The 11,768-nt window shown below is 67.8% G+C and carries 12 protein-coding genes, 1 tRNA gene and 1 pseudogene; 10 read left to right on the top strand and 4 right to left on the bottom strand.

Translation table 11 applies throughout. The features are described 5' to 3' along the window. Positions 1–264 precede the first annotated feature (264 nt). Positions 265–339: transfer RNA gene (locus tag QRO91_RS19820), tRNA-Glu, on the bottom strand. Between the two features lie 52 nt (positions 340–391). Here QRO91_RS19820 and pcnB point away from each other — a divergent pair. The 7 genes from pcnB (at position 392) to pgi (ending at position 6,488) form a co-directional block, all read left to right on the top strand. Next, positions 392–1,771: a polynucleotide adenylyltransferase PcnB gene (gene pcnB, locus QRO91_RS19815; RefSeq protein ID WP_049431734.1), complete on the top strand. Its 1,380-nt coding sequence runs from the start codon at positions 392–394 to the stop codon at positions 1,769–1,771. A gap of 3 nt (positions 1,772–1,774) precedes the next feature. After that, positions 1,775–2,260 (top strand): 2-amino-4-hydroxy-6-hydroxymethyldihydropteridine diphosphokinase, encoded by a 486-nt coding sequence (folK, locus tag QRO91_RS19810; RefSeq protein WP_049431731.1) that lies wholly within the window; start codon positions 1,775–1,777, stop codon positions 2,258–2,260. A gap of 34 nt (positions 2,261–2,294) precedes the next feature. Continuing rightward, the gene (gene panB, locus QRO91_RS19805; protein WP_049423510.1) at positions 2,295–3,110 is read left to right on the top strand and encodes a 3-methyl-2-oxobutanoate hydroxymethyltransferase; all 816 of its coding nucleotides are present in this window, start codon (positions 2,295–2,297) and stop codon (positions 3,108–3,110) included. Continuing rightward, a complete protein-coding gene (gene panC, locus QRO91_RS19800) occupies positions 3,107–3,946 on the top strand; it encodes a pantoate--beta-alanine ligase (RefSeq protein ID WP_049431728.1) in 840 nt (279 codons plus the stop codon). The genes panB and panC overlap by 4 nt, the downstream gene beginning before the upstream one ends. 65 nt (positions 3,947–4,011) lie before the next feature. Further along, positions 4,012–4,509, top strand: a complete 498-nt coding sequence (locus QRO91_RS19795; protein ID WP_049431726.1) for a hypothetical protein — start codon at positions 4,012–4,014, stop codon at positions 4,507–4,509. 87 nt (positions 4,510–4,596) lie between these two features. Continuing rightward, entirely contained in the window at positions 4,597–4,977 is a 381-nt protein-coding gene (panD, locus tag QRO91_RS19790; protein ID WP_005409061.1) for an aspartate 1-decarboxylase, read from the top strand. Further along, positions 4,974–6,488 carry a glucose-6-phosphate isomerase gene (gene pgi / locus QRO91_RS19785; protein ID WP_049431724.1) on the top strand — a complete coding sequence of 505 codons (1,515 nt, stop codon included), beginning with the start codon at positions 4,974–4,976 and terminating at the stop codon, positions 6,486–6,488. Before panD ends, pgi begins: the two co-directional genes overlap by 4 nt. Positions 6,489–6,566: 78 nt before the next feature. Here pgi and QRO91_RS19780 read toward each other — a convergent pair whose 3' ends face one another. Together QRO91_RS19780 and QRO91_RS19775 are read right to left on the bottom strand one after the other, a co-directional pair. Beyond that, positions 6,567–7,130, bottom strand: a complete 564-nt coding sequence (locus QRO91_RS19780) for a response regulator transcription factor (protein WP_005409063.1) — start codon at positions 7,128–7,130, stop codon at positions 6,567–6,569. Next, complete coding sequence (locus QRO91_RS19775) at positions 7,127–8,353, bottom strand: ATP-binding protein (RefSeq protein ID WP_049431723.1); 1,227 nt, start codon at positions 8,351–8,353, stop codon at positions 7,127–7,129. Before QRO91_RS19775 ends, QRO91_RS19780 begins: the two co-directional genes overlap by 4 nt. Positions 8,354–8,467: 114 nt before the next feature. Between QRO91_RS19775 and ispG the strand changes: the two genes are divergently transcribed. From ispG to QRO91_RS19760, 3 genes are all read left to right on the top strand, one after another. Further along, complete coding sequence (gene ispG, locus QRO91_RS19770) at positions 8,468–9,733, top strand: flavodoxin-dependent (E)-4-hydroxy-3-methylbut-2-enyl-diphosphate synthase (RefSeq protein WP_100443619.1); 1,266 nt, start codon at positions 8,468–8,470, stop codon at positions 9,731–9,733. Next, entirely contained in the window at positions 9,714–10,463 is a 750-nt protein-coding gene (locus QRO91_RS19765; RefSeq protein ID WP_049429316.1) for a phosphatase PAP2 family protein, read from the top strand. The genes ispG and QRO91_RS19765 overlap by 20 nt, the downstream gene beginning before the upstream one ends. 199 nt (positions 10,464–10,662) lie before the next feature. Beyond that, positions 10,663–11,310 carry a response regulator gene (locus QRO91_RS19760; protein WP_005409067.1) on the top strand — a complete coding sequence of 216 codons (648 nt, stop codon included), beginning with the start codon at positions 10,663–10,665 and terminating at the stop codon, positions 11,308–11,310. A 344-nt stretch (positions 11,311–11,654) separates the two neighbouring features. Here QRO91_RS19760 and QRO91_RS19755 read toward each other — a convergent pair. Continuing rightward, a pseudogene (locus QRO91_RS19755) lies at positions 11,655–11,768 on the bottom strand (6-phosphogluconate dehydrogenase); the annotation flags it as partial.

The following is an 11,768-nucleotide window of genomic DNA, read 5'->3' as shown; positions in this document are numbered from 1 at the left end:
TGAGTTGTGGGGGGGGGTGATATTTTTATAATACAAAAAAACGGTGGGGGGGGGGGGCGCCCCGCGCGGCCGGTGGGGGGGCGCCCGCGCGGCGCCCCCCGCCACCCCGCGGGGGGGTTGTGGGGGGGGCCGGGGGGCGGGCCCCCCGCCCCCTCAAACGCAGGAACAGGCAGGCGCCACAGCGATCAATCTTCTGGAGTCGCAAACCCGGAAAACAGAAAAGCCCGCGCGAGGGCGGGCTTTTTCGGTTCCTGCTGCGGCGACTGGCGCTCCCTAGGGGACTCGAACCCCTGTTTTAGCCTTGAGAGGGCCACGTCCTAACCACTAGACGAAGGGAGCGTAACTGTGTCGCTGCCGAGGCAGGAGCGCTAGTATATGCACCTCGATGCCATTGGGCAATCCCGAAACTTCAACCGGAAGCGCCAACATCATTTCCTCTGCTACATCACCGTTCAGCCTGCGCGTCATCCCGCGCGACCAGCACACGATCTCCCGCAAGGACATCAGCCCGAACGCCCTGCGCGTGCTTTATCGCCTGCGCGATGCCGGCTTCGGCGCCTACCTTGTCGGCGGCGCGGTGCGCGACCTGCTGGTCAATGGCCAACCCAAGGATTTCGACGTGGCCACCGACGCCACGCCCGAACAGGTCAAGCAGCTGTTCCGCAACTGCCGCCTGATCGGCCGCCGGTTCCGCCTCGCCCACGTTGTGTTCGGCCGCGAGATCATCGAAGTCGCCACCTTCCGCGCCAACAGCGATGACGGCAGCGGCGACCGCGAGATGGAAAACGGCATGCTCGTGCGCGACAACGTGTACGGCACCATCGAAGACGACGCCATCCGCCGCGACTTCACCTGCAACGCCCTGTACTACGCCATCGAGGACTTCTCGGTGCGTGACTACACCGGCGGCTTCGAAGACGTGCAGGCGCGCCTGATGAAACTCATCGGCGACCCGGTACAGCGCTACCAGGAAGACCCGGTACGCATGCTGCGCGCCGTGCGCCTGGCGGCCAAGCTCGGCTTCCAGATCGAAGAGGGCACCGCCGCGCCGATCCCGCAGCTGGCCGGCCTGCTCAACGAAGCCGCGCCGGCACGCCTGTTCGAGGAAGTGCTGAAGCTGTTCCTGTCCGGGCACGGCGTGGCCAGCTTCGAAGGCCTGGAGCGTTACGGCCTGCTCGACGTGCTGTTCCCGGAAAGTGCCAAGGCGCTGAAGTCCAACCGCACCGGCGCGCTGCGCCGCATGCTGGTCGAGGGCCTGGCCAACACCGATGCGCGCGTGGCCAACGACGAGCCGGTCTCGCCCGCGTTCCTGTTCGCGCTGCTGCTGTGGCCGGCGTTCTGCCGCGCGCAGGCGACCCTGCTCAAGCAGGGCGTGGCACCGGAGGAGGCGCAGCGTCGTGCTGCCGACCGTGTGACCGTGCAGCAGCTGAGCACCATCGCATTGCCGCGCCGCTTCTCGCTGCCGATGCAGGAAATCTGGCTGCTGCAGTCGCGCTTCGGCTCGCGCCAGCGCAAGCGCGTATTCCGTACGCTCACGCACCCGCGCTTCCGCGCCGCGTTCGACTTCCTCAGCCTGCGCCAGGTGGCCTCGGCCGAGCACGCTGCCGATGTTGAATTCTGGCGTGAGGCACAGGCCCAGTCCGGCCGCGAGCTGGAATCGTCGCTGGATGCGATGCACAGCGAAGAGGGCGATGACGAGAACGGAGCACCGCGCAAGCGGCGCCGTCGTCGTCGCCGTCCGGGTGCCTCGGCCGGTGCAGCTGGCGAATAAGCAATGACGCCTGCGTGGATCGGCCTCGGCGCCAACCTCGGCGATGCGGCCACGACTGTCGGCGCGGCGATCACCGCGCTGGACGGCCTGCCCGGGACACGCGTGCTGCAGGCCTCGCGCCTGTACGTAACGCCGGCCTGGGGCAATGAAGACCAGCCACCGTTCGTGAACGCGGTGGCCGCGGTCGAAACGTCACTGGCAGCCGATGAACTGCTGCAGGCGATGCTGGCGCTGGAGCAGCGCTTTGGTCGCGTGCGTGACGCGGCGGTGCACTGGGGGCCGCGCGCGCTGGACCTGGACCTGCTGCTGTATGGCGCGCAGGTGCTCGACCAGCCCGGCCTGCAGGTACCGCACCCTTACATGCACGAGCGTGCCTTCGTGTTGGTGCCGCTGGCCGAAATCGCGCCGGATCTGGCCATTCCCGGGCATGGCCGCGTGCGGGATGCAGTGATGCGGGTGGATGCCTGCGGGATCGCGCCGATAGGGTGATAATGCCCGGGTTATCTCCCCCGGTTATCAGCACATGAGCACCCACGCAGACAGCAAGCCCTGGACCGTTCCCGCCCTGGCCGAGGCCAAGCGCAACGGCCAGAAGCTGGTCATGTTGACCGCCTACGACGCTGGCTTCGCCCGCACCTTCGATGCCAATGGCATCGACCTGATCCTGATCGGCGATTCGCTGGGCATGGTCGTGCAGGGCCATGATTCGACCCTGCCGGTGACTGTGGCCGACATGGTCTACCACACCCGCGCCGTGGCCCGCGTGCTGCAGCGCGCGCTGCTGGTGGCCGACCTGCCGTTCGGTGCCGATGCCACCCCGGAACGCGCGCTGGATGCCTCGCTGCAGCTGCTGCAGGCCGGTGCCGAGATGGTCAAGATCGAAGGTGCCGGCTTCAAGGTCGACATCATCCGCTACCTGGTCGAGCGCGAGATTCCGGTCTGCGCCCATCTGGGCCTGACCCCGCAGTCGGTATTGCGCCTGGGCGGCTTCAAGATCCAGGGCCGTGGCGATGCCGCGCGCCAGCTGGTGGAAGATGCCAGGGCGGTGGCCGCCGCCGGCGCCAGCATCATGGTGCTCGAATGCGTGCCGACCCCGGTCGCTGCGGAAGTGACCGCGGCGGTGGATGTGCCGACCATCGGCATCGGTGCCGGCCCGCAGTGCGACGGCCAGGTGCTGGTGCTGCACGATTTCCTCGGCCTGGATAGTGGCCATCGCCGCCCCAAGTTCGTCAAGGATTTCCTTGCCGAAGGCGGCTCGGTGGCCGGTGCCACCCGCGCCTATGCCGACGCCGTGCGCGACGGCAGCTTCCCCGACGAACAGCACGCCTACGCTCAATGATCCAGACCTTCAACGAGCTCGGCGCGCTGCGCGGGCAGATCGCCCAGTGGAAGCGCGAAGGCCTGCGCGTGGCGCTGGTGCCGACCATGGGCAATCTGCACGGTGGCCACCATTCGCTGGTGACCCTGGCCCGCCAGTACGCCGACAGGGTGGTGGCGAGCATCTTCGTCAACCCGACCCAGTTCGGGCCGAACGAAGACTTCAACCGCTACCCGCGCACGCCCGAGGCCGACGTGGCCGGGCTGGAGCAGGTCGGCTGCGACGCGGTGTGGTTGCCCAGCGTCGAGGCCATGTACCCGCTGGGCGTGGACAAGACCACGCAGATGCACACGCCGGGCGTGAGCGAGGTGCTGGAAGGCGCCAGCCGCCCGGGCCACTTCGATGGCGTCTGCACGGTGGTGGCGCGCCTGTTCCTGCAGGTGCAGCCGGATGTGGCCGTGTTCGGCCGCAAGGACTACCAGCAGCTGGCCGTGATCAGGCAGATGGTGGCTGAGCTGTCGTTCCCCATCCAGATCGTCGGCGCCGAGATCGTGCGCGACGAGGACGGCCTGGCCAAGAGTTCCCGCAACCAGTACCTCAGCGCAGAACAGCGCCCGGTTGCGACGACCATCCACCGCACGCTGCTGGGCATGCGCGAAGGCTACGTGGCCGGGTACACGCGGGCGCAGATCGAGGCCGACGCCACGGCCGCGCTGCAGGCGGCTGGTTTCCAGGTCGACTACGCGGTGCTGCGCACGCCCGAACTGGCTGAGCCGACCTTCGATGGCGGCGGCCGCGTGGCGCTGATCGCCGCGCGCCTGGGCACGACGCGCCTGATCGACAACCTGGAATTCTGAGCCGCACCTGGCTCCTGGGCGCCCCGCGGGGCGCCTCTCACCATCCCACGGACGGGAGACTGGAAATGAAGGAACCGGACACTGACGCGGGCCGCCTCGCCCAGGCCTCGATCCTGGCGGTGCTGGCGGCCGGCATGCTGCCGGCCCAGCTGTTTGGCGGCCTGTTGTTCGCGCTTGAATTCAGGCGTACGCCGATGCCTGCGCTCACCGGTGGGGGGCTGATGTTCGTGCTGGCAGCCTGCAATGCGATTGCCGTGCTGCTGCCGATGGCATTGATCCAGCATTCTCAGCGACGCCTGCGCCGGGCCGGTTTCGTGCTGGCCGGCTTTGGCCTTGGCGCGCTGGCGATGGCCACCTGCGGCTGGCCGGGTGAAACCCAGGGCCCCCTGCTGCACCGCCTGCGCTATGTCGATACCTTCGATGTGATCAGCTACGCCTTGATGGTGCTGGCGGCGGGTGGCCTCGGCCTGGTTGCCGGGCTGGCCTTCCATGCGGTGTTCCGCCTCTGGCTGGAGGGTGCCTCCGGCCGCGCTCCGGCAATGCCGCCGGGCGAGGGCACCTGAACGGCCTTCAGCGTCCTGCCGCAGACCCCTGACGATGGCCAAGCGGGTGCTAGAATCCGCTCTTTCCTTTGCCGTTGCAGCGCCCCCATGCACCTGTCCCTGCTCAAGACCAAGATCCACCGCGCCACCGTCACCCATTCCGAGCTGAACTACGAAGGCTCGATCGCCATCGATGACAACCTGCTGGCTGCCACCGGCATCCGCGAGTTCGAGCAGGTGCACATCTGGGACGTGACCAACGGTGCGCGCTTCTCGACCTATGCCATCCGCGCCGAAGCCGGCAGCGGCGTTGTCTCGCTCAACGGTGGCGCCGCGCGCCACGTGCAGGTCGGTGACATCATCATCATCGCCGCGTTCGCCAGCATGACCGAGCAGGAAGCCGACAGCTTCAAGCCGAAGCTGGTGTACGTTGATGGCAAGAACCAGATCACCCACACCAACGACACGATCCCGACCCAGGCCGCATGACAACGAACAACGGATTCGACTCGCTGCATTCCCACGCCCAGCGCCTGAAGGGCGCAAGCATCCCCAGCCTCCTCGCCGCCGAACCCGGCCGCGTGCAGGACCTGGCGCTGCGGGTCGGTCCGTTGTACGTCAACTTCGCCCGGCAGAAATACGATGCCGCGGCGTTGCAGGCATTGCTGGCTTTGGCCGCCGAACGTGATGTCGGCGGTGCCATCACGCGCCTGTTCCGTGGTGAGCAGGTCAACCTGACCGAAGGTCGCGCCGCACTGCACACCGCACTGCGCGGCGACGTGGTCGATGCGCCGGTGGCGGCCGAGGCCTATGCCACCGCGCGCGAAATCCGCCAGCGCATGGGTGTGCTGGTGCGCGCGCTGGAAGACAGCGGCGTCACCGACGTGGTCAGCGTCGGCATCGGTGGTTCCGATCTCGGTCCGCGCCTGGTCGCCGATGCGCTGCGCCCGGTCAGCGGTGCGCGCCTGCGCGTGCATTTCGTGTCGAACGTGGACGGCGCCGCCATGCAGCGCACGCTGGCCACGCTGGATCCGGCCAGGACCGCCGGCATCCTCATTTCCAAGACCTTCGGCACCCAGGAAACCCTGCTCAACGGGCAGATCCTGCACGACTGGCTGGGTGGCAGCGAGCGCCTGTACGCGGTCAGCGCCAACCCCGAGCGTGCGGCCAAGGCCTTCGCCATCGCCGCCGATCGCGTGCTGCCGATGTGGGATTGGGTCGGTGGCCGTTATTCGTTGTGGTCGGCGGTTGGTTTCCCGATTGCGCTGGCCATCGGTTTCGAGCGTTTCGAGCAGCTGCTGGACGGCGCCGCGCAGATGGATGCGCACGCGCTGGACGCGCCGCTGGAGCGCAACCTGCCGGTGCTGCATGGCCTGACTGACATCTGGAACCGCAACGTGCTGGGCCATGCCACGCACGCGGTGATGACCTACGACCAGCGCCTGGCGCTGCTGCCGGCCTACCTGCAGCAGCTGGTGATGGAAAGCCTGGGCAAGCGCGTGCAGCGTGATGGCCAGCCGGTCACCACCGATACCGTGCCGGTGTGGTGGGGCGGGGCAGGTACCGACGTGCAGCACAGCTTCTTCCAGGCGCTGCACCAGGGCACCAGCGTCGTGCCGGCCGATTTCATCGGCTGCGTGCACAACGATGATCCGTACACGATCAATCACCAGGCGCTGCTGGCCAACCTGCTGGCGCAGACCGAAGCGCTGGCCAATGGCCAGAGCAGCGACGACCCGCACCGCGATTATCCGGGGGGGCGCCCGAGCACGCTGATCCTGCTCGACGCGCTGACCCCGCAGGCGCTGGGTGCGTTGATCGCCATGTACGAACACGCCGTGTACGTGCAGTCGGTGATCTGGAACATCAACGCCTTCGACCAGTTCGGTGTTGAACTGGGCAAGCAGCTGGCCAGTGGCCTGTTGCCGGCGCTGCAGGGCGAGGATGTGGCGGTAGCCGATCCGATGACCCGCGAGATCCTCGCGCAGCTGAAGCGCTGACGCCCCCTGTAGGGTCGAGCCATGCTCGACTCTACAATCCGGTAGCGCCGGGCCATGCCCGGCGGAGGCGACGCCGTGTCACCGGCTCGGGTCGCGTTCCGGGCTGGGTCGCTTGGCCAGCTTGCGCTGCAGCGAACGCCGGTGCATGCCGAGCAGGCGTGCGGCCGCTGATACGTTGCCTCCGGTTTCGTGCATCGCCTGCTGGATGTGTTCCCACTGCAGGCGGCTGATCGGCGTCATCGCATCGGGCACTTCCATTTCGCCGTCGTCGGCCGGGCCGTCATCCTCCTCGCCCAGGGCGCGCAGGATCATCGGTACCGTGGCCGGCTTCGGCAGGTAGTCGTCGGCCCCGAGCTTGATCGCTTCCACCGCGGTGGCGATGCTGGCGTAGCCGGTCACCAGCAGGATCCGCATGTCCGCGCGCAGGGCGCGCAACGGTTGGATCAGTGCCAGGCCGGAGTCGCTGCCCAGCTTCAGGTCGATCAGGGCGAACGCCGGCGGGTGCTGGCGGGCCAATGCCAGCGCGCTGGCGGCATCCTGCGCGGTCTGGGTTTCAAGCCCCTTGCGGGCCAGGCTGCGCTGCAGGGTGCGCAGGTACAGTTCGTCGTCGTCGACCAGCAGGCCGAGGGTTGAGGCGCTCATGGGGTTTCCTCGCGTGGGGCCAGCGGCAGGCGGAAGCCGACGCGGCTGCCGGCCCCTTGGGCCGGGCGCATCCACATCTCGCCGTCGAGGCGTTCGATCGTGGCATGGGACAGGGCCAGGCCGACCCCCATGCCTTCACTCTTGCTGCTGCCGAACAGCTTGCCCGGCAGTACCGCGGCGCGCGCGTTGAAGCCGTGGCCGTAGTCGCGTACTTCGCCGATCAGATCGTCGCCTTCGATGCGCAGGTCCAGGTCCACGCGCGGCCGGCCGGCCTGTTCACCAGCATCGGCGGCATTGTTCAGCAGCACCATCAGCAGGTGGCCCACGCCCGGGTCCAGCGGCAACCGCAGCGGCGCATCGTCGTTGCGGTGCAGGTCGATGGTCGGGCGCACCAGCCGCCATTGCTCCAGCACCTGCTGGGCGCTGGAATGGCTGCGTCCGGGTGCATCGGCCGAGGCCGGTGCGGCCAGCGCCAGCACGCGCTCCCGGCACTGCACCAGCAGTTCGCGCAGCGTTTCCATGTCCTCGCGCACTTCCGGTTCTTCGCTGCGCTCGGCCACATCGTCGGCAAGCAGGGTCATGGTCGCAAGCGGTGTGTTCAGTTCATGGGCCACCGAGGCGGCATGAGTGGCCAGGGCGACGATGCCCTCGTTGCGTGCGAAGCGCTCGCGCAGGGCCGACAGTTCCAGTTCGCGCTGGCGCAGCGCAAGGGCCAGCCGGGTCGAGAAGGCCAGCACCACCGCTGCGGAGATCAGGAAGTTGGCGACCACGCCCCAGCGGTTGAGGTCCTGCGCGCGGAAGTAACCGTCCGGCAGCGGCTGGCCGAAGACGCCACTGCTGGCATAGCCGAGCAGGCAGGCCAGTGCCACCGCCAGCGCCCAGCGCAGGGGCAGGGCGAACGCAGCCAGCGCGATCAGGATCAGGAACAGCGAGCTGAACGGATTGGCCATGCCACCGCTCCAGCCGACCATCCAGGTCAGGATGATCACGTCCACCAGGATGTGGCCGAACGCGGTCAGGGGCGCGGTATCAGCCGCTTCCGGGCGCAGCTGGGTGTAGATGTTGAACAGGGTCAGTACGGCCACGCCGGCCCACAGTGGCAGCTGCGGCAACGGCAGGCCCAGCACCCAGGTGGCGACCAGGATGGTGGCGGCCTGGCCGCCCACGGCAAGCCAGCGCAGGCTGCACAGGGTACGGAGAAACGGGGCGTCGGGACCGGTCATGCACGCTCATCGTATGCGTTCACGGGCGAGCGTGCCTGCGACAATAGGCCGCAGCCGTGCCGCCGGCTGAATGCGAGTCACCCCGAATGCGGGGGCGGGCGGTAGAATGCGCCCATGCACGACGCCGTCACCCGCCCGACTCCGCCCTCCGATGCCACCTCCTGGCCCCGCCGCCAGACCCATGCCGTGCAGATCGGCGGGGTCACCGTAGGCGGGGGCAAGCCGGTGGTGGTGCAGTCGATGACCAATACCGACACTTCCGATGTCGCCTCCAGCGTGAAGCAGGTGGCCGAGCTGTGGCGTGCCGGTTCGGAGATGGTGCGGTTGACCGTCAACACCGTTGAAGCCGCTGCGGCGATTCCGCGCATCGTCGAGAAGCTGGCGATGATGGGTATCGATGTACCGCTGATCGGTGACTTCCACTACAACGGCCATCAGTTGCTCACCGCCGAGCCGGCGTGTGCCGAAGCGCTGGCCAAGTACCGCATCAACCCGGGCAACGTCGGCTTCGGCAAGAAGAAGGACCTGCAGTTCGCCCAGCTGATCGAGTTCGCGATCCGCTACAACAAGCCGGTGCGCATCGGCGCCAACTGGGGCTCGCTGGACCAGGCCCTGGCGGCGAAGCTGATGGACGAGAACAACCTGCGCGAACAGCCCTGGGACGCCGGCCGCGTGCTGCGCGAGGCGCTGATCCGCTCGGCGCTGGATTCGGCCGAGCAGGCAGTGGAGCTGGGCCTGCCGCGCGATCGCATCGTGCTGTCGGCCAAGGTCAGTGGCGTGCAGGAGCTGATCGCGGTGTACCGCGACCTGGCCCAGCGCTCCGACTTCGCCCTGCATCTGGGCCTGACCGAAGCGGGTATCGGCAGCAAGGGCATCGTGGCATCGTCCGCGGCGCTGAGCGTGCTGCTGCAGGAAGGCATCGGTGACACCATCCGCATCTCGCTGACCCCGGAACCGGGCCAGTCGCGCACGCAGGAAGTGATCGTCGCCCAGGAGCTGCTGCAGACCACCGGCCAGCGTGCCTTCACGCCGCTTGTCACGGCCTGCCCTGGTTGCGGCCGCACCACCTCCGAATTCTTCCAGGAGTTGGCCAAGGTGGTGCAGAACCACGTGCGCGAGAAGATGCCGCTGTGGAAGATCCACCACCCGGGTGCGGAAAACATGACCCTGGCGGTGATGGGCTGCATCGTCAACGGGCCGGGCGAGTCGCGTCACGCCAACATTGGCATCTCGCTGCCGGGCACGGGTGAGACGCCTGCGGCACCGGTATTCGTCGATGGCGAGAAGAAGGTGACCCTGCGCGGCGACAACATCGCCCAGGAGTTCGTCGCCCTGATCGACGATTACGTCGAACACAAATATGTCCGAAGCGCCGGATAAGCCTGCGATCCTCGCCGCACCGGAGTCCGCCTCCGGCTTCCGCCACTGGATGGCGCGCAACGCCTGGCGCCTGGTCCTGTTGTTCGGTGGCCTACTGCTGCCGTTGGCAGGCTTTGTTGCCCTGGCGGACGAAGTGCACGAGTTTGAATCGTTCCATTTCGACGCGCCCCTGCTGTGGCAGATGCATGGTCTGCATTCGCCGTGGCTGGACCGTTTCTTCGTGCTCATCTCGAAACTGGGCTACGAGTGGTTCCTGATCCCGGCCGACGTGCTGATCATCGGCGCGCTGCTGGGCTTCCGGCGCTGGCGCGAGGCGACCTTCGTCGCGGTCAGCTTCGTGGGATCGGCGCTGCTGAACATGGGCAGCAAGCAGTTCTTCCAGCGCCAGCGCCCCAGCCTGTGGGAATCGATTGCGCCGGAGTCGACGTTCAGCTTCCCCAGCGGGCACGCGATGGGCTCGATGACCCTGGCGGTGACCCTGGTGCTGCTGGCCTGGAACACCCGCTGGCGCTGGCCGGTCCTGATGCTGGCACCCGCGTTCAGCCTGCTGGTCAGTGTGTCGCGGGTCTACCTGGGGGTGCATTACCCCTCCGACATCCTGGCCGGATGGTGTGCCGCGCTGGTTTGGGTGGTAGGGTGCTATCTGGTCATGTTCAGTCGCCGGCACCCTTGGCGACGTCACGGCCCGCCGCCAGCGAAGGCCAGCGAAGCACCACCACAGGGGGTTTGACGTGGATGGCCCTTGAGGGACGTCTACGTGATAGATCAGTTGTTTCGTTGCAGCAGGTTCTGCAAGACAGGGGCAAGCACAACGCGCGGTTATGTGATGCGCAAGGCAGATCGCCGGCGCCACATTCCGGACGCGCTTGCAGGGTATCGGCACCCTGCCTAGCTTGACCTGCAATGGCCGCATTCGAAGAGGTACGTGAATGACGATTCGAGTCTACCTGGTGGATGACCACGCACTGGTCCGCACCGGTATGAAGATGATTCTGTCGGGGGAAACCGACATCGAGGTGGTGGGCGAAGCCGAGACCGGTGAGGACGCACTGCGCGAGGTCCGACAGCTGTTGCCGGACGTGGTGCTGTGCGACCTGCATCTGCCGGGCGTGAGCGGCATGGAAGTGACCGAGCGCATCGTCCGCAGCCACCGCAATACCCGCGTGGTGATCGTGTCGGTACTGGAAGACGGCCCGCTGCCCAAGCGCCTGCTCGAAGCCGGCGCGGCCGGTTACATCGGCAAGGGCTGCGATGCGCAGGAACTGCTGCGTGCGGTGCGTGATGTGGCGGCCGGTCGTCGCTACCTGGGCACCAGCATCGCGCAGAATCTGGCGCTGTCGACGGTGGAAGGCAATGGTTCGCCGTTCGACAACCTGTCGCCGCGCGAGCTTGAGGTGGCGCTGTTGCTGACCCAGGGCCTGCGCCAGGAAGACATCGCGCGGCGCCTGAGCCTGAGTGCGAAGACGGTCAACACGCACAAGGCGCGGCTGTTCGAGAAGATGGGGATCCACGACAACATCGCGTTGGCGCGGATGGCCAGCCAGTACGGGCTGGTGGATCCGGCACGGCCGCTGTAGGGGATTCGGCCAACGGCTGAGTCCCTCGCGGTGTGCGGCAGGATTCGTGTGGTTGGCCCTGCGGAGGGATTGCGCAGGGGATGCCGTGAATCCATCCCTGGAGGCTCGGGCGCGCCATCCATGGCGCTTACGCCCCTGCGCAATACCAACGCAGGGGCACGGCCAGTTTGCGTGCGCGTCCACCCGGGCAAGAATAAGGAAGACGAGGAGGGGGTGGGGGGGGGCGCGGCGGGGGCGGGCCGAGGGCGGGGGGGGGGCGGGGGCGCCCGGGGCCCCCACAGCCGGGGGGGGCGGGGCGCCCCCCCCCCCCCCCCCCCCCCCCCCCCCCCCCCCCACCGCAGTGCCTACGACTTCTTGATCGCGTGGCCGCCGAATTCATTGCGCATCGCCGACAGCAGGCGATCGGTGAACGAATTGGATTCGCGCGAACGCAGGCGCTCCAGCAGTGACAGGGTGAT

Origin of the sequence: Stenotrophomonas maltophilia group sp. Smal32 (genome assembly GCF_030237085.1) — a bacterium.
In the GTDB taxonomy this organism is placed as follows: Bacteria; Pseudomonadota; Gammaproteobacteria; order Xanthomonadales; family Xanthomonadaceae; genus Stenotrophomonas; species Stenotrophomonas maltophilia_Q.
Note: the sequence above shows the minus strand (reverse complement) of the source record. Positions and strands in the feature narration are given on the sequence as shown.

Coding starts and splice junctions, on each gene's coding strand:
- folK (WP_049431731.1), top strand. CDS start 1,775: ATGACGCCTGCGTGGATCGGCCTCGGCGCCAACCTCGGCGATGCGGCC.
- panB (WP_049423510.1), top strand. CDS start 2,295: ATGAGCACCCACGCAGACAGCAAGCCCTGGACCGTTCCCGCCCTGGCC.
- panC (WP_049431728.1), top strand. CDS start 3,107: ATGATCCAGACCTTCAACGAGCTCGGCGCGCTGCGCGGGCAGATCGCC.
- QRO91_RS19795 (WP_049431726.1), top strand. CDS start 4,012: ATGAAGGAACCGGACACTGACGCGGGCCGCCTCGCCCAGGCCTCGATC.
- panD (WP_005409061.1), top strand. CDS start 4,597: ATGCACCTGTCCCTGCTCAAGACCAAGATCCACCGCGCCACCGTCACC.
- pgi (WP_049431724.1), top strand. CDS start 4,974: ATGACAACGAACAACGGATTCGACTCGCTGCATTCCCACGCCCAGCGC.
- QRO91_RS19780 (WP_005409063.1), bottom strand. CDS start 7,130: ATGAGCGCCTCAACCCTCGGCCTGCTGGTCGACGACGACGAACTGTAC.
- QRO91_RS19775 (WP_049431723.1), bottom strand. CDS start 8,353: ATGACCGGTCCCGACGCCCCGTTTCTCCGTACCCTGTGCAGCCTGCGC.
- ispG (WP_100443619.1), top strand. CDS start 8,468: ATGCACGACGCCGTCACCCGCCCGACTCCGCCCTCCGATGCCACCTCC.
- QRO91_RS19765 (WP_049429316.1), top strand. CDS start 9,714: ATGTCCGAAGCGCCGGATAAGCCTGCGATCCTCGCCGCACCGGAGTCC.
- QRO91_RS19760 (WP_005409067.1), top strand. CDS start 10,663: ATGACGATTCGAGTCTACCTGGTGGATGACCACGCACTGGTCCGCACC.